Origin of the sequence: Salinivibrio sp. ML290, from assembly GCF_001995695.1 — a bacterium.
GTDB lineage: Bacteria > Pseudomonadota > Gammaproteobacteria > Enterobacterales > Vibrionaceae > Salinivibrio > Salinivibrio siamensis.
On record NZ_MUEY01000008.1, the window covers coordinates 71644 to 91115 of the forward strand.

The following is a 19472-nucleotide window of genomic DNA, read 5'->3' on the forward strand; positions in this document are numbered from 1 at the left end:
CTATTTAAGATCGATACCCGACGCGGTGGGAAGGGCTTGACGTTGCCAGGCTTCAAACCCGCCATCGACACTATATACCGCATCGAAGCCTTGATTGATCAAGTACTGCGCCGCGCCTTGGCTGCTGATCCCGTGATAACACATCACCAGCACCGGCTGATCAAAGTCAACCTGATCCATAAACGCCACCAAGGTATCGTTCGTTAGGTGATACGCATCTTGAGGGTGCGCAACCTGAAACGTTTGTGGATCGCGAATATCCACCAATACTGCATTTTGCTGATCATCACGCAGCATTTCCCACGCATCGGTCACAGAGATGTGTGCAAACTGATCCATACCTTTTACCCCTTCACTCACAAAGTTATTCCCAGCTGACGTCACACGAGGATAACGAGCTCCTCGAAACAAGTCCGCATTGTACCTGAGTTTGATCTCACACGTCTGCTTCCCCCCGCCAACAGTGTTCGTTTTTTAGTCGACTGTGGAAAAAGGTGTGGATTGCGTTGATAAGCGATGATCGTCATACCCGATCCACTAGATGTAGTAAGGATCCAGGATAAGCTGTGAATAACCTCTTCAACACTTTTCTTTTTCCCTGACAACAGGCATAAAAAAACCGGCCTCATGGCCGGTTCAGCTTTGATCGAAGACGATCTTACAGCGCATCACCCATTGCTTGTTTAAGCTTTTTCATCGCGTTCTTCTCAAGCTGACGGATCCGCTCCGCCGACACTTGATAATGATCCGCGAGATCTTGCAACGTGGCTTTGTTGTCGTCTAACCAACGAGAACGGACAATATGTTGGCTGCGCTCATCCAATGCGGATAGTGCACTGGCCAATCGGCGGTTTGCGTGCGACTCCCAGTTTTCCGCCTCTAGCGACGCGGCAATATCTGAGGTTTTGTCCTCCAGATAATAGACAGGGGCCATTGGACCGCTTTCGCGCTCATCGTCGGCATTCGCCGGCGCTTCAAAGGTCGCATCCTGTGCGGCCAACCGAGCTTCCATTTCGCGCACCTCAGACGCTTCCACGCCGAGTTGCTCTGCGACCATATTCACTTCGTCGTTATTAAACCAACCCAAGCGCTTTTTGTTTTTACGCAAGTTAAAGAAAAGCTTACGCTGCGCTTTGGTGGTTGCCACTTTAACGATACGCCAGTTACGCAATACGTACTCGTGAATTTCAGCTTTGATCCAATGGACAGCAAAGGACACGAGGCGCACGCCAACTTCTGGGTTGAAGCGCTTCACCGCCTTCATCAAACCAATGTTGCCTTCTTGTACCAAGTCTGCCATCGGGAGACCGTATCCGGTGTATCCACGGGCGATATGAACAACAAAACGCAAGTGAGATAGGATCAGCGACTTCGCCGCCTCCAAATCACCATGATAATGGAGACGCTCGGCCAGCGAATGCTCCTCTTCAGCGCTGAGCATAGGGTGGCTGTTTACCGCTTGCAGATAACCGTCGATGTTATCTTGAACAATCGGTGCCAATGCGTTCATCTCTTTTGTCATTCAAACCTCGTTTCCGAATCGTCGAAGACCGAATTGCTGATTAAGCATGCAAAAATATACCCAAGCAGGGGCAAACTGCAAGCCTTTATCTGTCTGTTGTGAGTCTATGACCGTATTAACCCTACACAGGTTCAATTTCTTTTAAATGTCGGCGCGTCGCCAGCAACGCCGCCAACACTCCTAGTAGGATTGAGCCCATTAACAATAGCAAAGATTCATCCCAATTGAGTCCGCTAAGGGTAAAGGGACTGTCATAAAGCTGTGCAAATTGCCGCACCGCCCCATCCATCAACCAGGTGTTTAACCCGGTGAGTAACCACGCGACGATCGCCGCCAGTCCGCCCAACCATGCGCCCATATAAAGATAAGGCCGTAAGATAAAACGGTCGGTGGCTCCTACCATTTTCATCACTTGGATCCGTGCACGATGATGGAGTACCTGCAACCGCAAGGTATTCCCCACAAGTAGCACGACAGCTGCCAACATCAACCCGGAAAAAAGCCAAGCAAGTGTAATGGCCAGTGTTTTGATCGCGTCCAAACGTGCCAGCCAATCAGTATCTAACCGCACTTCCTCGACTTCAGCCAGTGCCGAAAGCTTGTCGGACAAGGCTTCCACACGCGCGGTCAAAGAGGTGGCGTCTTCTCCATCTGCGGGGGTCACGTCAGGCACCACCACCAACACAGCAGGCAGTGGATTATTATCTAACAAGCTCACCGCTTGATTAAAGCCTCGCTGCTGTTTTAGCGACGCCATACCTTGGTCAGGCGAGATGTATTCAATGCTATCAATGGCGGGCCACTCCCCCAGCTGCTTAGCCAGTGCTTCACCTTGCTGCGACGATTGATCCGGGGTTAAGAACACATTGAGCTCAGCAGGACTATGCCACTGCGCGCTCACTGCTACCACATTCTTGGCCAATAAGTAGAAGGTCGCGGGTAAGGAAAGTGCAACTGCTAACACCATCAAGGTGAGTAGATTCCCCATCGGGCGTTGAAACAGATCTCGCCAAGCAGTGGAGGCATGACGCTTTTGCGTCTGCATAAAAGATTCAGCCATGACTGACCTCCGCCAAACTGCCTTGCTGGAGATCAAACCGCCTAAGGTGGCGGTACTGCTCAAGCAAGCTGGTGTCATGGGTCGCCATAAGAATGGTCACGCCCACTTGGTTGAACAGGCGAAACAGCTCCATGATTTGCGCTGATAACGCGGCATCGAGATTCCCCGTTGGCTCGTCCGCCAACAGGACTTGCGGGCGATTGACCACCGCCCGGGCAATCCCAACGCGCTGCTGCTCCCCGCCTGATAATTGAATCGGGAAACAACGCGCTTTATCCAACAGCCCYACTTTATCTAACGCCGCAGACACGCGTTTTTTGATTTCACCCTCTGGCTGCTGCTCAATTCGCAGCGGTAACGCCACATTCTCGTAGACAGTCGCGTCCATCAGCAGGTTATGATCCTGAAAAATAATCCCTAAATGGCGCCGTAGAAACGGAATGTCTTGGCGCGGAATGCGGGAAATATCATGGCCATTGAAGTAAATCTGCCCATCACTGGGGCGTTCAATGGCGCAGATCAGTTTCAGCAGCGTACTTTTCCCGGCGCCAGAATGGCCGGTTAACAACGCCATATCCCCTTTGGGAAGCTCAAAGCTGACTTTTTGCAGCGCCTGACGGCCACCCCGATAGGCTTTGCTTACCTGCTGAAACTGAATCACGGTTATTCCTCCCGGCTAAAGAGCGCCTCGATAAAGTCGTTGGCGTTAAAGGTGCGTAAATCTTCAATGCCTTCACCGACACCAATATAGCGAATCGGAATATTAAATTGTTCTGCCACAGCAAAAATCACCCCGCCTTTGGCAGTGCCGTCTAATTTTGTCAGCGTAATCCCCGTTATCGGTGCAATTTCATTGAACAATTTCGCTTGGCTAATGGCGTTTTGCCCGGTACCGGCATCCAGTGTCAGCATCACTTCATGTGGGGCCCCCACATCCAGCTTTTGCATCACGCGCACAATCTTGCGCAGCTCTTCCATTAAGTTGGCTTTGTTTTGCAAGCGCCCGGCGGTATCCGCAATCACCACATCGACGTTACGCGCTTTCGCCGCTTCAATCGCGTCATACAGCACAGAAGCACTGTCTGCACCCGTGTGTTGCGCGACCACAGGCACCTGATTGCGTTCGCCCCAAGCTTGCAGTTGCTCGACCGCGGCCGCACGGAAGGTATCACCGGCAGCCAGCATCACAGATTTACCTTGATCTTGGAACTGGCGTGCTAATTTGCCGATGGTGGTCGTCTTGCCCACTCCATTGACCCCGACCATTAAGATCACGTAAGGCTTTTGGTCAGTCAGCACCAACGGTTGCTCGACCTTTTCCAGCATCTGCGCCATTTCTTGTTTAAGAATGCCATACAAGGCTTCGCCATCTTTCAGCTCGCGGCGACTGGCTTTATCGGTCAGGTTATCGATGATTTTAGTGGTCGCTTCCATCCCCACATCGGAGATAAGCAGCTGCTCTTCGAGCTCCTCGAATAAGTCATCATCGATTTTCTTACCGCTAAACAGGCCAAAAAATCCAGAACCTAAGTTGGTTTTGGTTTTTTGCAGGCCACGCTTTAGACGGGCAAAAAAGCCTTCACGTTGCGGTCTTTCACGCTCGCGAACCGCAGCAGATTGTGGCTCTGGCTCTGGCTCTGGCTCTGGCTCTGGCTCTGGCTCTGGCTCTGGCTCTGGCTCTGGCTCTGGCTCTGGCTCTGGCTCTGGCTCTGGCTCTGGCTCTGGCTCTGGTTGTTGCGAGTTCGCCTCATCAATCGGTGTTTCTACCGATGTGGTTGACTCTGCCGTCTCTTCCGCCACGTCTGGCGCAGTCGTTGGTGACGCTTGTTCTGGTTCAGGCTGTGTCTGGTCTTTTTTCCGACCCAGACCCAACCATGACATAAATCCACGTTTCTTTTTTTCTGCCATTGGCAAATCCTAAAGCATGCTTGATACAATCAGCGGCTCAATACCGAATCGGCATAGTCTATCACCTTCTTTACGGTCAAAAAATCTATGGTTAAACGCGCCAACCGCAAATCTTCATCAGCTCACGCTTCCCGTGGGGCTGGAGCTGTTCGTATCATTGCTGGCCGCTGGCGTGGCCGTAAGCTTGTCGTGCAAGACGCACAGGGGTTACGCCCCACTACCGACCGGGTGAAAGAAACCGTATTTAATTGGCTGGCGCCCCATCTTCCGGGAGCGCGCTGCTTGGATGTGTTTGCGGGCAGTGGTGGACTGGGCTTTGAAGCGCTCTCTCGCGGCGCGACTTGGACGCAGTTTTGCGAAAAAAACCCCGTAGCGGCCAAACAACTTCGAGATAACCTCGATCAGCTTGGCGCAGAGAATGCGCAAGTAGATAGCACAGATGCACTGACTCTACTCGCCGCGCCACCGCAAAACGGCCCATTCGATGTGGTCTTTGTCGATCCCCCGTTTCATCAAGGGTTGCTTAACGACACCTTGGCTGCGCTCGCAAACAACGGATGGCTCGCACCTGGGGCATGTATTTACGTTGAAGCGGAAAGTGAGCTGGATGATTATCACGTCCCAGGAAACTGGCACTGTCATCGTGAAAAACGTGCCGGACAAGTCAACTTCCGTCTATATTTCAACGACCAAACGTAAGAGACACACTATGAAAGGACTAATTCTACTCGCCAAAGCGGCCATCGCCTTTGTTTGGATTGTCTTACTGGCCAATATCGTTCACCCGTTTCCAGGGGTGGCCGCCATGGCGCTCTATATCATGACCGGCTTTTTGTTGGTGATGCATGGGCTACAAATGCTGATTTTCTTGGGAGCATTTGGCGACAAAATTACCATGACGCGCTGGGAAAAATGGTCAATCCTGATTTTTGGGATTTTTGCGCTGCTCGATATTCGCCGCAAGCATATGATGTAAGTGTCATTCACGACTATGCTGGCATTGCCAGCATAGTTCAAAGCTGCCGGCGTTCTCTTCTCCACAGTACTGGCATACCCAGTGTGTCTCGCTTTGCTCTTCATACGCCTGCAGTAATTGCCTTGCTTGAGCGACATTTTCTGGGGCAACCCATAAGGTTACGCCTTGCACATCAGTGGGTAACTCGCCCACTGCCGCACTCAGCGCTTCGCCTTTCAATACACAATCAATACGATGGCTGGATAACAGGCCTTTTAAGCTGTGCGCCTCCAAGGTGTTCATCGCGTGATAGACTTTTTCCATCTCACCCTCCTTGGGCGATCACCACCGAGGCACTGATCAGCGCTTGCGCTAAAAAGTAACTCGACATCACCATCGCTTGTGCCGCACGAAATTCGCCCTTAAAACGCGCAAACGCCAGCACGGTATCTGACACCATAAAACAGATAGCACCGGCCAGTGCGAGTGCCGCCGCGGGGGAGTGAGTATTGAGCCAGTATTCACCGGCCGCCCATACCATCTGGGTGATCACGGCAATATACACGGCCACAGGCAGCGCGAGCTGCCCTAAGTTTGGGAGCAGTAAAAGAAAGACGATAATGCCCAGGCCAGACAACATGGCGGGCAGCCACCATACCATATGGCCGTCAAATTGCGCCCAAAACGCGAAGATATAGACCAGGTGTGCGAGTAAAAAACTGGTTAACCCCTGCACAAACCTGTCTTTGGGGAGCATTAAAAAGACATCGCCCACCACAGAGAGCAATAGCGCGACGAAGACCCATTGCGCATAATGAGAGACGCTAATGTGAGTGCCCACTATCGCCATGAGCATCACAATAGTCAGCGGTTTAAAAAGATAAAACTGCCAACGTGGGCCCCGGTAGGCTGCGGAGATATGCAGCAGTCCAGAACAACAGACAGCGAACCAGCTCCACATGAGTATCATTCCTTTCAAGACAAGGACGCCAAGTCTAGGCTGGCTGGCGGAGATGTCCAGCGTCCCTTGATGAGAACAAGATCCAGTTTAAAAAAATCGTAACGTTAACCGTGGGGTGACAACCGATTATTGTGGTTAGCTAGCCACTCCATTGCGGCCACACTTGCGCGTAAAAACCAATTGCCCCCGCGGTAAACAGCAGGATAAGCCCCGCGGCAAGCCGCCAAATCAATCGGTTGCTTCGCGGTACTAATTCTGACTCACAATACTTACTCACCGATATAAATTCACGTATATCGTCCACTTCGTAACCCTCTTCATGAACGACCTTGTTACGAATAGTGGCGACAAAGCGCAGTTTTTTGATCACATCATGCGGCAGGCGTTTTTGGCTACTGTCGATGAGCTGATGGAGCCCCTTCCCTTCGGCGTGATAGTGCTCACGCAGCAAGCCTTCTAGGCGCTTACTGTGTTTAATCACGACTGCGACGTCATCCATGGTCTCTCTCCTTACCAGCTCCCATTTTATGAGTATGGTGGTTTTTATACCATTTAGGGGCATCAGGCTTCATGATTGCGATCTGATCCTGTCATCATATATTCAATCAGGTATGACCGCCGTTGTCGTCAAAAGTGTCATCATTTATGGCACCAACCACGCGGTGGCGCGATATCGTTGCAATACAGCAGTGGTCAGCGCCGCCCCCGCAAAGGCATATAACGTCAGCAAGGGGATCCAAACCAGAGCGGGCGATAAAGTGGGCCAGTAAGCCCTGACGGGCCAAAGAAACACTGGATGAATCAAGTAGATCCCCAGGCTATAACGACTCAGGGTTGCAACCCACGATGGTGTCGCTTTATTCGCTCGCCAATGTTTAACGGCAAGGAAAAGTGCCGCACTAATCAGCACCGTGTTGATCGTGGTATACGATAACCAACCCTCAGTGATATAACGCTGATGCGCAACACTGGTGGTTAACACGTGATACTCGGTCATACCCAAAGCCAGTAAGCCCAGCGTCCACCACAGTAACAACGCACGTGGCGCTTGGTGTAGCCAATAGCCTAACCATAAGTAGCCGCCATAGAGGATAAAATCATTCCGCCACCAGCCATGCGCGCCGGTTAAATACCAAGCCGTTAAGCTTATCCATGCTAATCCGATAAAAGCCACTGACCATGACGGTAAGCGTGGCATTAACGGGCGTAGCAATGGCACCCACAGCAGCAACGGGATGTAATAGTAGAAAAAGCCAAGGTGATAATAAGTTTCATGCTGAGGGGCCGCGCCCAATGTTTGGGTGACGGTCTGCCACGAAAAACCATCCGGCGTCAGTCCAGACAAACACGCAAACGCGAACGACCACACCAGAAAGGGCACCACCACCTTAACCACGCGGCGACGGATAAAATGGCGCAAGCGGAAAGGCCGCGTCGACGAGAGCAGCAGTAAGCCCGAAATCATAATAAAAGTCGGCACCGCCCAGCGACTTGCACTGTTTAGCCCTACCGCGACCACCCAATCACTCAGCGCAATATCACCAATTTGAAACCGATACGGACCCAGTACATGAATCGCCACCACGAAAAAGGCAGCGAGGACACGCAATATGTCGAGGTAATCAATATGTGTCTGTGTTTCAGTCTGTTGCATTTGTTAACACTTTTAACCAGTGACCGGATCGAGCACGCATCCATCATACGCCAACTTCGCGTCAAATGATGTCCGTTAAAGTCATTATCCAGTCAAATATGTTTCTTTTTTGCCTTATTAGCAGCACGTAGATCGAGTTTTACGCTCACTAACTAGCTTTTAATCTTGCTATTTAAGTTAAAAAACAATTAACATTCGGCCTCCTTTTCCCATAGACGGGAAATGCAGTACAACGAAGGAGACCAACCCCATGCACTCAAGTACCACAGAGCAACAAGGTGGGCCGCACAAGCGCACACTGTTTACGCGCTTTCTCGATACCGTCGAGTGGCTCGGCAACCTGCTCCCTCATCCAGTGACCTTATTCGCGATTTTCTGTGTCGCTATCCTGATCGCCTCGGGTGTCGCTGGCTACTTTGATGTGTCTGTCGCCGATCCTCGCCCAGAGGGCGCAAAAGGACGTGCGGCAGATGGCATGATTTATGTGCAAAGCCTGCTCAACGCCGAAGGTTTGCAAATGATCGTCACCAACTTGGTGAAAAACTTTACCGGCTTTGCCCCACTCGGCACCGTGCTGGTGGCCATGCTCGGTGTGTCGGTCGCAGAACATTCAGGACTGCTGTCAGCCTCCATGCGCGGCCTGGTAATGGGCGCGTCGCGCCGTACCGTCACCTTTACCATTGTCTTTGCCGGTATTATCTCGAATACGGCTTCAGAGCTCGGTTACGTGGTTTTAATCCCGCTTGCCGCGATGATCTTCCATTCATTAGGCCGTCATCCATTAGCCGGGCTTGCCGCAGCGTTTGCCGGGGTATCAGGCGGTTACTCTGCTAACTTGTTGTTGGGAACTGTCGACCCCTTGCTGTCGGGGATCACCGAGTCAGCCGCGCAAATGATTGACCCAGACTACATCGTTGGGCCCGAAATGAACTGGTACTTTATGTTCGTTTCTACCTTCTTCATCGCGATTGTTGGTGCGTGGATCACCGATAAGATTGTCGAGCCTAAGCTGGGCCAGTATGACCACGACCAAGCCTCTGAAGATGTCGCCGCCGCCTCCGCGAGCAAGCTTAATGATGACGAGAAACGCGGTCTTCGTAATGCCGGGATTGCGGTACTGATTGTCAGCGGCATTTTAGCGCTCACCATCGTCCCAGAGTGGGGACCACTGCGTCACCCCGAGACCAATGAAGTGGCAGGCTCGCCGTTTTTGAAAGGCATTGTTGCCTTTATTATGGTGTTCTTTGCCGTTCCCGGTATTGTGTTTGGCCGTACCGTCGGCACCATCAATAACGATCGCGACGTGATTGATTCGATGTCTAAGTCGATGAGCGCCATGGGCATGTATATCGTGCTGGTGTTTTTCGCGGCGCAATTTGTGGCGTTCTTTAAATGGACCAATTTTGGCCAAGTGATTGCGGTCGGCGGCGCTGACTTTTTGCAAACCATCGGTTTAACAGGGCCAGCATTATTCTTTGCCTTCATCTTGATGTGTGGCCTGATTAACCTCTCGGTCGGCTCGGCATCGGCGCAGTGGGCCATCACCGCCCCCATCTTTGTACCTATGTTGATGCTGGTCGGTTATGCCCCAGAGACGATTCAATCAGCCTACCGGATTGGCGATTCAGTGACCAACATCATTACCCCGATGATGAGTTACTTCGGGCTGATTCTGGCGGTGGCGTGTCGCTATGTGAAAAACCTTGGCATAGGCACCTTGATTGCCACCATGTTGCCTTATTCGATGATCTTTATGGTGGGATGGAGCATTCTATTCTACGTATGGGTTTTCGTGCTCGGTCTGCCCGTTGGCCCTGGTGCAGAAACCTACTACAACTTCAACCAGTAACGTATCGTTATTCGGTGTTAAGGCAAGCGCTCGCGCTTGCCTTTTCTTTTTGGCGCGGCGCTTTTCCCATAAGTGTCATTTTCATCCATCCTTTAAGACGGTTATAGTAAACCTATCTCAGTGATGGTAAACCAAGATGACAGATCTCGCCGACAGTAAGGATCAGCCGGCTTTTGACGCGCACTCTCTCGCCCGTGAAGCAGTGCTGAGCGACGCATTTAAGCACCACATAACACCTTTTTGGCAACAGCGTGAACAAGGCTACTTCCACGGGGAAGGAGGGCTACGTTTACACTGGTGCAGCTTTACCCGTCCGCAGAATAGGCAAGCGGTCGTGGTGGTCAATGGCCGCATTGAAAGCGTGATGAAGTATCAAGAGATCTTTTATGACCTCGTTCAGATGGGCTATGACGTTTACAGCTTTGATCACCGCGGCCAAGGTTTGTCCGAGCGGCTCGTGATCAAACCGCGCGATCTGGGTCATGTCGAACGCTTTGACGACTATGTCACTGATCTGGCGACCTTCATGCAGTTTATCGGGGCGCACCGACAGTACGACCATACCTTTATGCTCGCCCACTCTATGGGCGGGGCCATCGCCGCACTCTATGCGCATCGATTTCCCCACGCGATAGACGGGCTTGCAATGACCGCGCCGATGTTTGGCGTGCACGTCAGCCCGTGGCTTGGACGTATCGCGCCTTGGTTGTGTCGTTCGCTGGCGCGCTATCAGCATCCACCACGGTTTGGGCCCGGACAAGTTGGTTATCGTCATGTGCCGTTTGAGCAAAACCGCCTAACCCATTCTCGCGCACGGTATGCCTGGTTTCGTCAGCTCTACATCAACCAACCTCAACTGCAGATCGGCGGGCCTAGCGCTCGCTGGATTGCCGAGGGAATGGCCGCAGCCCAGCACTGCTTAGCCATCGCCCCCCAATTGGCCACTCCGACACTCATTTGCCAAGCTGGCGGCGAGCAGATTGTGTCTAATCCCGCGATGGCCGAGTTCCATTTTTTACGCCGGCAAGCCAATCAGCCGAGTCAATGGCAGTTTTTCCAAGGCTCACGACATGAAATCTTGTTTGAAACCGATACACATCGGCTGGCAGCGTTCACGGCCATTGATGATTTTTTTCAACGTCAGAGCCAACACTAAAAGCGGAAATCGCTCAGTGAGAGGGTTCCCTTTTTCACCGTCGTCAGTTGCAGTAGACTCAAACATACTGTGATTGTGATCGCCTAACTAATGAGGACATGATGTACAAACTCGTCGCTTCCGATCTCGATGGTACCCTGCTCACCCCAGAGCACAGTATCGCGCCCTATACCAAACAGGTGTTGGAACAACTGCACCAGCAAGGCATCCATTTTGTGTTTGCCACGGGTCGTCATCATGTTGACGTAGCGAGCATTCGCGAGACCGTTGGCATTCCTGCATACATGATCACCTCCAATGGCGCACGCGTGCATGACAGTGATGACAACTTGGTATTCCAACACAATGTTGACCCTGAGATTGTTGCCAACCTGATTAACGAGGTGAAGCAGGATCCGACCGTCACCATTCACCTCTACCGCGATAATGACTGGCTGCTGAGCAAAATGGATGAAGAGCTCGCCCGCTATCATAAAGACTCTGGCTTTAACGCCCAGGAGTTTGATGTGGACAACCCACCGGTCGATAACATCGCGAAGATTTTCTTTATTCGCCACGATCACGACCACCTACTCAAATACGAGCATCAGTTTTTGTCGCAGTATGGCGAGAACATCAGCGTGGCATTTTCGACGCCATTCTGCCTGGAAGTAATGGGCAATGGGGTGTCCAAAGGGGCCGCGTTAGAGGAAGTGGCACGTCGTCATCAGCTCAACTTGGCGGACTGTATTGCCTTTGGCGATGGCATGAACGATGTCGAAATGCTACGTGCCGCCGGACAAGGCTTGGTGATGGCCACCGCCCAAGCACGTGTCAAAGCCACCCTCTCAGATAAAGCCATTATTGGCAGTCACGCTGATGAGGCGGTGGCACGCTACTTAAAAGCCCATCTGTTAGACAACCTGTCCTAAGCGGTTTGGCCCACAGGGTGGGCCTACAGGCAGCAGCTTGCGATGCACTATTCCCCCGCCATCGCCAAGATTGCCTGCCATTGCGCTGCGGTAACCGGCATCACACTCAGCCGGTTACCTTTTTTCACCAAAGGCATCTCAGCCAGCGCCGGGTTTTGCTTCATTTCAGCCAATTTAATCAGTGGCAAATGACGCTGATATTCCACATCCACCATAAACCAACGCGGTGCTTCAGGCGTGGCTTTCGGGTCAAAGTAGCTGCTTTGTGGCTCAAACTGAGTATGATCGGAGTAACACGCGCGCACGACTGTGGCGACGCCTACCACACCGACGTGTTTGCACGAGGAGTGATAAATCAACACGTCATCGCCAACGCTTACCTCATCACGCAACATATTACGTGCCTGGTAATTGCGTACGCCCTCCCAGCATGAAACCTTTTGCTGCTTTAGTGTGTCTATCGAAAAGGTATCTGGCTCTGTTTTAAATAACCAATAACTCATGCTAGCTTGCTCTTAACCGGATGATGGCGGCAATCTTGCCCTGCCCGCATTCAAGGCGCAAGCCTCTCTTTTCGCTCAGTACAAGGAGTTTTTCGTGCCATCTCTTCGCCCTCTTATTATCGCGTCGGTCAGTATTCTGACTCTCGCAGCTTGTAGCAGCAGTCCTTCGGGCCCCGTAGAGCTGGGTCACCGTAGCGACAAGATTGACACGGGTCTGGTTCATACGCCGCAGCCTTTTATGCAAACCGGCCAAATCTCTGTCAGTCCCGAAACAGCAAGCTTCACGCCGTGCGGCAGTCAAAAGCAATATTGGCTTGATTTAACCGCCGATCAACGCGCGACCTTATCCCAGCAGGCCGGGCCGGTATACAGTGAATTTGAGGGCTACTTCACACCGGTGTCACGCCGCGGATACAGTGCCGATTACCCTGCCGCGGTGACCATGACACGTTTAAATATGCTCACCAGCGAGCTAGAAGGGTGCGCGCAACCTCGCAATACACTCTTGGCAGAAGGCCAGACCCCTACCACGTGGTCGGCGGCCGTCGGCCAAGGGCACCTAGCTTGGGAAAGCGAGCAAGACTCACAAGAGCGCCCGCTCAGCGGACAAAGCATGAGCCAAGACCAAGCACAATTCCGCGCCCAACAAGCCGCTTTAACGCTTAGCGCGCAAGCCTGCCAACAAAGCGCCAACACCCTCTATGGCTGGCAAGCACGTTTGAAAACGGCGAAAGGCACATACCAAGGGTGTGCAATCTTGCCTTCGGTAGATACCAGTCAGCATTGGGCGGGTGAGTACCAAGGTACCAGCCAGTCGCCCGGCCAACCGACACTGACCACACAACTGACTTTGCTGCCTGATCATAGCGCCATCACCACCTACCACCCGCAAGGGGAAACGGTGACCAAAGAAACCGGGATTTGGCAGCCGATCGGGGACAATCAAGTCCAAGTGCTCACTACCCGCAGTGGTGAGCAAATGGTGGTGTCTGAGCGCATATATACACGTAACGGGTTTACCCTCACCGCCTCCGAGGAAACCTTTAATGGCAACACCTATTCACTGGGTCATGAGGGGTTAACCCTGAGGCTCAAAGTCGGGGATGCCGTGAACGTATCGAACCAAACCGGCATTAAAGGCAGCACCGAGAAAAACCCGCGCGTTGAGCAAGCACTCAGAGACTATCTTAGCGATAACGGCCAAACCGGCCCACTCACTTATCGCTGGCTTACCCACGACCTCAATCAAGACGGGCAGCCTGAGCTATTGGTCTTAACCGACAGCTGTGGCAGTGGCGGCTGCACCTTATTGGTGTTTAAAGGCGACGCGCAAGGCTGGCAGTTTAATAGCCGCATGACACTGGTGCATGTGCCCCTTTTATTAGCTCGCAGCCAAAGCCAGGGTTGGCATGATTTGAGCGTGCCAGTCGGTGGCGGTGGTGCGCCGGCCGGTCACCATGTGATGCGATTTGATGGGCAGCGTTATCCACTCAACCCCAGCACTGCACCTCGCGCGCCCAAACCGGATGGCTCAGACACAGCATTATTTGCCGATGGCATCTATGCCACCCAGCAAGGCGTGGTATTGGGAGAAGAATAACGCAGACGCGCGCGCCCGTGCCACGCGGGCTCGCATTCCTTGTCGGACTTGCGCACAATAGCAACCTGACACCTTGAGGAGAGTCTGATGGCCCGTTCGCCCTGCCGCCAATGCGGTTTTACCTATCACTGTATCTGTCACTGCTATTGGCCGCTGGAAAGCCAATTGCAATGCGTGCTGGTGATGCACGAAAGCGAAGCGGCGCGCCAATCCAACACCGGCAAACTGGTTAAAGCGGCGCTACCCCACACTCAGATAGAGATTTGGCAACGCAAACAACCACCGCAAGCCTTGCTCGACAGCTGGGCGCGCGGTGATGTATCACCTTGGTTGTTGTTTCCCAGTGATGATGCCGTCCCCGCCGATAGACTATTTGCTGACGTGGCTCGGTCTGTCTCTTGCGCGGATAGGTTAGTTTCTTGCACGGATAGTTCAGCTTCTTGCGCAGAGGCATTAGCCGCCACCAATGCACCTCGCACGCCGTTACAGTTTGTGGTGCTGGATGCCACTTGGCAGCAGGCGCGAAAAATGCTCAATAAAAGCCCGTGGCTCAATGGTCTGCCACGGGTCAGTTTGCCGTCGACTGCCGCCTCGCAATATACGCTTAGGCGCAACCAGCCTCCGGGACACCTGTGTACCAGTGAAGCGGTGAGTGCATTACTACGAAGCCAAGGCGACGTGAACGCCGCCACGCAGCTGGACCATTTTCTTGTCCACTTTATGGAGAGCTACGAAGCCGATCGCCACCATCACACTACACCACTCCCCGCCCCCAAGGTGCTGACGCCAAACACGTGAACAAAAAAACGCCGAGCACGGCGCGCTGCCATGCTCGGCGTTTACGTCGTTTATGGGCTACAGCTTAAAGCGGCTGATCTCTTGCTCGAGGCTATGAGAAAGCTCGGATAACGTCGCGGCTTGACGCGCGGCTTCATCCGCTTCGGTCGATAGCTCATTGGACACATCGCGAATGCCCTCTGAGTTACGGGTGATCTCCGCGGTGACGCTCGATTGCTCTTCCGCTGCCGAGGCAATTTGGGTGGCCATATCGCTAATTTGGCTCACCGCCGCGACAATCTGGCTCAAGCTTTCGTTCGCCGCGCTGGCATCTTCCACACTGGCATGCGCACGTTGCTGGCTATCTTGCATCATGGTCACCGCGCGACCGGTTGCCTGCTGCAAGGTATCAATCATCTGCTGAATTTCGGTGGTTGAAGCATGAGTACGCTGGCTCAATATCCGTACCTCATCGGCCACTACCGCAAAGCCACGGCCATGCTCACCGGCGCGTGCGGCTTCAATCGCGGCATTCAACGCCAGCAGATTGGTTTGCTCGGCCACTTCTTGAATGGTCGACAAGATGCTGGTGATGCTGTGCGCATGCTGATCCAGCTCACCAATCACACCGGTCGCCGCTTCCACTTCACGGGCAAGCTCGGTGATCGAGTGCTTACTTTGCTCCACTTGCTGGCCGCCATCGTTGGCAACGCTTTCGGTCTCTTGGGCGGTGCGCGCGGTGTTATCGGCATTACCTGCAATATCTTGGGTCGCCGAGGCCATTTCATGGATAGCGGTCGCCACCATATTGATTTCATCTTGCTGATGACCAATCCGGGTGGAGCGCTCTTCGGCTTGTGCTGCGGTTAGCTCGGCTTGTTGCTTGAGCGAGCCAGACAGCTGGCGCAAATGCGACACCATAGTGTGCATGTTGCCGACAAAGCGGTTGAAGTTGTTGGCAAGTTTGCCAATTTCATCATTACTGTGTGGCTCAAGACGCTGGGTTAAGTCCCCTTCACCGGAGGCAATTTCTTCTAGCGCGGCGGATACATTGAGCAAGTCACGGAACAACACGTGCATCAACCACGTCACGGCACCGGCCACCAGCAAAGTGATCACCACCGCGGTCAGCATCAGGTCGAACAAGGTATCACGCTGGCTGGCGTATTCAGTGCGCTTATCCAGCTCAATCGCCAGTACCCAATCGGTGTTAGGAACCGAGGCAAAATAAAACAGTTTATCAACCCCATCCACAGGCAGTTCCACCAGCGATTGCTGTGCCAACGCCTGACGCACGCGGTTTTCATTCAGCTCAGGAGACAGGCTGCGATACGGTTTTAGCAGGCGCGCTTTGTCTTTGTGAGCAAGAAAAGTGCCATCGGCGCCTAGCAACATCGCATTCGCATTTTTGCCCACTTTTAATTGGGTCACGTCACGGATCAGCTGGTCAATCAACACATCTGCGCCCACCACACCGATTAATTCGCCATTACGACGCACCGGCTCGGCCAAGGTCACCAACATCGCACCAGTAATCGCATCACTGTATGCGGTGGTAATAATCGGGCTACCAGCGCTCACCGCTTGCTTGTACCACGGGCGGACGCGAGGGTCATAATCATCGCGGTTGCGCTCAGGACGCGAGCGATACATGGCACCTTTGGGGGTGCCAAAGTAGATATCGTCAAACCCACCGGCCTCACGTGCTTGCTGTAAATAGCTCACACGATGGCTACTGCTGGTGTAATCGGTAAAGGCACTGGTGATATCAGCACGGATTTGCACCCAACCGCTGATCGATTCGGTCGCCGCATCGGCGATACCACTGACGCGGCTATAGATGCTCGACTGGGTTTGGGCTTGAATTTGGCTTACAGCAAGCCAGGTGAGAAAGGCGGCCATCAGCAATACAGCAGATAAGCATGCCCCAATTAATTTTTGTTTTAGTGATAACTGCATGGGAACGGCTCTCAAAGCAACGACAGGTTAATTCCAAACTCCCCGATAACCGAGGTAGCAATAGTGAACAGCCGTCACCCCGTCCCTAGGGTACCGCGAGCCCATCCAGCGCGTCGCGGGTTCACAGCGCCGAATAATTTTTATCCGACATGGCAAGCGCGCGCTAATGTAACAGCGCGCAAGAAAGATTGCCATTTTTTAGACAAAAAACAGTCAACTAGAGAGCACTTAGAATCAAGATCACACATGCTGCCCGGCTACCCAGCCGGAGCTCCAGGCCCATTGGAAGTTATAGCCGCCGAGCCAGCCGGTGACATCTAGCACTTCACCGATAAAATACAGGCCGGGAATATCTCGCGCTTCAAGGGTTTTCGAGGAAATTGCGTGGGTATCTACCCCGCCAAGCGTCACTTCTGCGGTGCGGTAACCTTCAGTGCCGTTTGGGGCAATGGACCACTGGTGAAAGTAGTGATGAAGCTGATCGAGCTGTTTGTCATCGAGCTGCTTGAGCGGTTTATCTGGCAAGCTATCGCGCGCAATCAAGACCTCGACCAGGCGTTTGGGGAATAGGCGAGACAGTGAGGTTTTTAAGGTTTGGTTGGGGTGCTTATCACGCATCGCCACCAGCACCTCTTTTAGTGACTCACTGGGGAGTAAATCGATGGTGACCGCTTCGCCCGGCTGCCAAAACGAGGAGGTTTGCAACACCGCCGGTCCCGATAAGCCGCGGTGGGTAAAGAGCAGGTTCTCGGTAAAACACACACCCGATTCAGTGGTGATCGAACACGGCACCGACACCCCAGAAATATCAGCAAAACGGGTTTTGTCTTCTTGGTGCAAGGTATACGGCACCAAGGCGGCGCGGGTGGGCAGCACTTTTAAACCAAATTGTTCGGCAAGCTGATAACCAAAGGGGGTGGCGCCGAGCTTGGGCATCGAAAGGCCTCCTGTGGCGACCACCAACGACTGGCAGCGCACCGGCTCGCCATTGAGTTTAAGGCGAAAGCCGGCTTCTTCTTGTTCGATATCGTGCAATTCACAGCGATAGCGTTGACTGATGGTGGCTTGGTCGCATTCGGCCAAGAGCAGGTTAACGATATCCTTGGCGCTGTCATCACAAAACAGCTGGCCGTGGTCACGCTCGTGATAGGCCACACCATGGGTGGCCACCAGACCAATAAAGTCCCATTGGCTGTATTGTGCCAATGCGGATTTGACGAAGTGCGGGTTTTCACACAGGAAGTTACTCGCGGTGACATCATAGTTGGTGAAATTGCAGCGTCCGCCGCCTGAGATCAGGATCTTGCGGCCCGGTTTTTTGGCATGATCCACCACCAAAACACGGCGGCCACGTTGGCCTGCTTGTGCCGCACACATCAATCCTGCCGCACCGGCGCCAATCACAATTACATCATACTCAGTCACACGCTTACCTGTTTATTCTCTGCTCACCCTGTGGGAGCGGCATTGTAGCAGCCCGCACGTGAGCGGCAAGCGCGATTTAACGCGCCTGCGCTTCGGGCGGTGGCACCATGGCATCGGCGCCCTGCGCCATCAGGCTTGGATCCATATGCAGCGTACGAGTTGGGAAGGCAATATCCGCACCGTGCTGATGAATAATACCAATCACTTGCAGCAGTACATCCTGCTTCACGCGGTGATAACGTTGCCAGTTCACCGTTTTGGTGAAGGTGTAAATAAAGAAATCGAGCGAATGTGGGCCAAAGCTATTGAAGTTCACAATCAAGGTTTGTCGTGTTTCAATGTCTGGGTGGGCTTCAAGCATGGCATACACATCGTCAATCACCGCGCTGATTTTATCGGCGTCTTGGTAACGTAGTCCGATGGTTTCATAGATGCGGCGGTTGAGCATCCGCGAGGGGTTCTCGACCACCACGTTACTGAATACCGAATTGGGAACGTATAAAGGGCGCAAATCAAAGGTGCGCACCACCGTCATACGAATACCAATTTTCTCCACTGTGCCCTCAATGTTGCGATCCGGCGAGCGCACCCAATCACCGACTTTAAACGGGCGATCAAAGTAAATCATCACCCCACCGAAGAAGTTCGACAGCAAGTCCTTAGCGGCAAAACCAACAATTAAACCCCCGACGGTCAGTAGACCTGAGACGCTAACGCCCAGGCTTTTCAGCAAGGACAAGACCCCGAAGCACACAAAGAGGGCGCGTAAGACATTCCCCAAGGTATTGATAGTGGTGTGGTCGCGTTTGCTCGTCTCAATCATCACCTGCTCGCCGCTGTTAACTAGGCGTAACAGCACCCAAATGATGACCCAGATCACCACCAAATCTTGCACCAAGGTAAGCCAACTGAGTGAGACATTGCCTAAGGTGTTATCGACAACGATTTCCAGCGAATGAGAGGCTGGCCATAACCAAATCAACACACTTAAAGGCGTATCTATCGCCGGCCAAATGATGTCGTCCCAGCGGGTGATAGTCTTTTCCGCCAAGGCTTTCAGCCGCCCAACCAGCACGTGCCAAATCGTCCAGGCAATGGCACTGATGCCCGTTAACGTGACAACATCCGAGATCCATTCCCACGCCGCTGCCTCATGAAGCGACTGCCACCATTGGAGTAGGCTTTGCATGATTCCCTCAATTACGCTGTGATCCGAGTAGTGGCGTCAGGTT

20 protein-coding genes are annotated in these 19472 nt (G+C 53.0%); 7 read left to right on the plus strand and 13 right to left on the minus strand.

What is annotated here, in order from left to right:
- The 5 genes from glpE to ftsY all read right to left on the minus strand — a co-directional run bounded on the left by glpE (window position 1) and on the right by ftsY (window position 4490).
- Window positions 1–339, minus strand: a complete 339-nt coding sequence (glpE, locus tag BZG23_RS09300; RefSeq protein ID WP_046074632.1) for a thiosulfate sulfurtransferase GlpE — start codon at window positions 337–339, stop codon at window positions 1–3.
- A 319-nt stretch (window positions 340–658) separates the two neighbouring features.
- Window positions 659–1510, minus strand: a complete 852-nt coding sequence (gene rpoH, locus BZG23_RS09305; RefSeq protein WP_369795704.1) for an RNA polymerase sigma factor RpoH — start codon at window positions 1508–1510, stop codon at window positions 659–661.
- A 133-nt stretch (window positions 1511–1643) separates the two neighbouring features.
- The gene (gene ftsX, locus BZG23_RS09310) at window positions 1644–2582 is read right to left on the minus strand and encodes a permease-like cell division protein FtsX (protein WP_077606770.1); all 939 of its coding nucleotides are present in this window, start codon (window positions 2580–2582) and stop codon (window positions 1644–1646) included.
- Entirely contained in the window at window positions 2575–3243 is a 669-nt protein-coding gene (gene ftsE / locus BZG23_RS09315; RefSeq protein ID WP_046074629.1) for a cell division ATP-binding protein FtsE, read from the minus strand. The genes ftsX and ftsE overlap by 8 nt, the downstream gene beginning before the upstream one ends.
- 2 nt (window positions 3244–3245) lie before the next feature.
- Entirely contained in the window at window positions 3246–4490 is a 1245-nt protein-coding gene (ftsY, locus tag BZG23_RS09320; protein ID WP_077606771.1) for a signal recognition particle-docking protein FtsY, read from the minus strand.
- A gap of 87 nt (window positions 4491–4577) precedes the next feature.
- Between ftsY and rsmD the strand changes: the two genes are divergently transcribed.
- The gene (gene rsmD / locus BZG23_RS09325; RefSeq protein WP_077606772.1) at window positions 4578–5189 is read left to right on the plus strand and encodes a 16S rRNA (guanine(966)-N(2))-methyltransferase RsmD; all 612 of its coding nucleotides are present in this window, start codon (window positions 4578–4580) and stop codon (window positions 5187–5189) included.
- 10 nt (window positions 5190–5199) lie between these two features.
- Window positions 5200–5466, plus strand: a complete 267-nt coding sequence (locus tag BZG23_RS09330; protein WP_046074561.1) for a DUF1145 domain-containing protein — start codon at window positions 5200–5202, stop codon at window positions 5464–5466.
- 3 nt (window positions 5467–5469) lie between these two features.
- Here the strand turns inward: BZG23_RS09330 and BZG23_RS09335 are convergent, their stop codons facing one another.
- The 4 genes from BZG23_RS09335 to BZG23_RS09350 form a co-directional block, all read right to left on the minus strand.
- Window positions 5470–5769, minus strand: a complete 300-nt coding sequence (locus tag BZG23_RS09335; protein WP_077606773.1) for a putative signal transducing protein — start codon at window positions 5767–5769, stop codon at window positions 5470–5472.
- A gap of 1 nt (window position 5770) precedes the next feature.
- Entirely contained in the window at window positions 5771–6406 is a 636-nt protein-coding gene (locus BZG23_RS09340; protein WP_046074563.1) for a lysoplasmalogenase, read from the minus strand.
- Between the two features lie 139 nt (window positions 6407–6545).
- Entirely contained in the window at window positions 6546–6905 is a 360-nt protein-coding gene (locus BZG23_RS09345; protein WP_046074564.1) for a DUF4145 domain-containing protein, read from the minus strand.
- Between the two features lie 144 nt (window positions 6906–7049).
- Window positions 7050–8060, minus strand: a complete 1011-nt coding sequence (locus BZG23_RS09350; protein ID WP_077606774.1) for an acyltransferase — start codon at window positions 8058–8060, stop codon at window positions 7050–7052.
- A 250-nt stretch (window positions 8061–8310) separates the two neighbouring features.
- Here BZG23_RS09350 and BZG23_RS09355 point away from each other — a divergent pair, with 250 nt between their 5' ends.
- From BZG23_RS09355 to BZG23_RS09365, 3 genes are all read left to right on the plus strand, one after another.
- Window positions 8311–9909: an AbgT family transporter gene (locus BZG23_RS09355; protein ID WP_046074566.1), complete on the plus strand. Its 1599-nt coding sequence runs from the start codon at window positions 8311–8313 to the stop codon at window positions 9907–9909.
- A gap of 136 nt (window positions 9910–10045) precedes the next feature.
- Window positions 10046–11065, plus strand: a complete 1020-nt coding sequence (locus BZG23_RS09360; protein WP_052708049.1) for an alpha/beta fold hydrolase — start codon at window positions 10046–10048, stop codon at window positions 11063–11065.
- 101 nt (window positions 11066–11166) lie between these two features.
- Entirely contained in the window at window positions 11167–11976 is an 810-nt protein-coding gene (locus BZG23_RS09365; RefSeq protein ID WP_077606775.1) for a Cof-type HAD-IIB family hydrolase, read from the plus strand.
- 47 nt (window positions 11977–12023) lie between these two features.
- Here the strand turns inward: BZG23_RS09365 and BZG23_RS09370 are convergent, their stop codons facing one another.
- Window positions 12024–12479 carry an EVE domain-containing protein gene (locus BZG23_RS09370; protein WP_077606776.1) on the minus strand — a complete coding sequence of 152 codons (456 nt, stop codon included), beginning with the start codon at window positions 12477–12479 and terminating at the stop codon, window positions 12024–12026.
- Window positions 12480–12573: 94 nt separating this feature from the next.
- Between BZG23_RS09370 and BZG23_RS09380 the strand changes: the two genes are divergently transcribed.
- The gene (locus tag BZG23_RS09380; protein WP_131825376.1) at window positions 12574–14079 is read left to right on the plus strand and encodes a hypothetical protein; all 1506 of its coding nucleotides are present in this window, start codon (window positions 12574–12576) and stop codon (window positions 14077–14079) included.
- 87 nt (window positions 14080–14166) lie between these two features.
- The gene (locus BZG23_RS09385; protein WP_077606779.1) at window positions 14167–14877 is read left to right on the plus strand and encodes a tRNA-uridine aminocarboxypropyltransferase; all 711 of its coding nucleotides are present in this window, start codon (window positions 14167–14169) and stop codon (window positions 14875–14877) included.
- Window positions 14878–14934: 57 nt separating this feature from the next.
- Here the strand turns inward: BZG23_RS09385 and BZG23_RS09390 are convergent, their stop codons facing one another.
- The 3 genes from BZG23_RS09390 to BZG23_RS09400 all read right to left on the minus strand — a co-directional run bounded on the left by BZG23_RS09390 (window position 14935) and on the right by BZG23_RS09400 (window position 19429).
- Window positions 14935–16815, minus strand: a complete 1881-nt coding sequence (locus BZG23_RS09390) for a methyl-accepting chemotaxis protein (RefSeq protein ID WP_046074570.1) — start codon at window positions 16813–16815, stop codon at window positions 14935–14937.
- A 240-nt stretch (window positions 16816–17055) separates the two neighbouring features.
- Window positions 17056–18240, minus strand: a complete 1185-nt coding sequence (locus BZG23_RS09395) for an NAD(P)/FAD-dependent oxidoreductase (RefSeq protein WP_077606780.1) — start codon at window positions 18238–18240, stop codon at window positions 17056–17058.
- A gap of 76 nt (window positions 18241–18316) precedes the next feature.
- Complete coding sequence (locus BZG23_RS09400) at window positions 18317–19429, minus strand: mechanosensitive ion channel family protein (protein ID WP_077606781.1); 1113 nt, start codon at window positions 19427–19429, stop codon at window positions 18317–18319.
- Window positions 19430–19472 lie beyond the last annotated feature (43 nt).

Coding starts and splice junctions, on each gene's coding strand:
- glpE (WP_046074632.1), bottom strand. CDS start 339: ATGGATCAGTTTGCACACATCTCTGTGACCGATGCGTGGGAAATGCTG.
- rpoH (WP_369795704.1), bottom strand. CDS start 1,510: ATGAACGCATTGGCACCGATTGTTCAAGATAACATCGACGGTTATCTG.
- ftsX (WP_077606770.1), bottom strand. CDS start 2,582: ATGGCTGAATCTTTTATGCAGACGCAAAAGCGTCATGCCTCCACTGCT.
- ftsY (WP_077606771.1), bottom strand. CDS start 4,490: ATGGCAGAAAAAAAGAAACGTGGATTTATGTCATGGTTGGGTCTGGGT.
- rsmD (WP_077606772.1), top strand. CDS start 4,578: ATGGTTAAACGCGCCAACCGCAAATCTTCATCAGCTCACGCTTCCCGT.
- BZG23_RS09330 (WP_046074561.1), top strand. CDS start 5,200: ATGAAAGGACTAATTCTACTCGCCAAAGCGGCCATCGCCTTTGTTTGG.
- BZG23_RS09335 (WP_077606773.1), bottom strand. CDS start 5,769: ATGGAAAAAGTCTATCACGCGATGAACACCTTGGAGGCGCACAGCTTA.
- BZG23_RS09340 (WP_046074563.1), bottom strand. CDS start 6,406: ATGTGGAGCTGGTTCGCTGTCTGTTGTTCTGGACTGCTGCATATCTCC.
- BZG23_RS09345 (WP_046074564.1), bottom strand. CDS start 6,905: ATGGATGACGTCGCAGTCGTGATTAAACACAGTAAGCGCCTAGAAGGC.
- BZG23_RS09350 (WP_077606774.1), bottom strand. CDS start 8,060: ATGCAACAGACTGAAACACAGACACATATTGATTACCTCGACATATTG.
- BZG23_RS09355 (WP_046074566.1), top strand. CDS start 8,311: ATGCACTCAAGTACCACAGAGCAACAAGGTGGGCCGCACAAGCGCACA.
- BZG23_RS09360 (WP_052708049.1), top strand. CDS start 10,046: ATGACAGATCTCGCCGACAGTAAGGATCAGCCGGCTTTTGACGCGCAC.
- BZG23_RS09365 (WP_077606775.1), top strand. CDS start 11,167: ATGTACAAACTCGTCGCTTCCGATCTCGATGGTACCCTGCTCACCCCA.
- BZG23_RS09370 (WP_077606776.1), bottom strand. CDS start 12,479: ATGAGTTATTGGTTATTTAAAACAGAGCCAGATACCTTTTCGATAGAC.
- BZG23_RS09385 (WP_077606779.1), top strand. CDS start 14,167: ATGGCCCGTTCGCCCTGCCGCCAATGCGGTTTTACCTATCACTGTATC.
- BZG23_RS09390 (WP_046074570.1), bottom strand. CDS start 16,815: ATGCAGTTATCACTAAAACAAAAATTAATTGGGGCATGCTTATCTGCT.
- BZG23_RS09400 (WP_077606781.1), bottom strand. CDS start 19,429: ATGCAAAGCCTACTCCAATGGTGGCAGTCGCTTCATGAGGCAGCGGCG.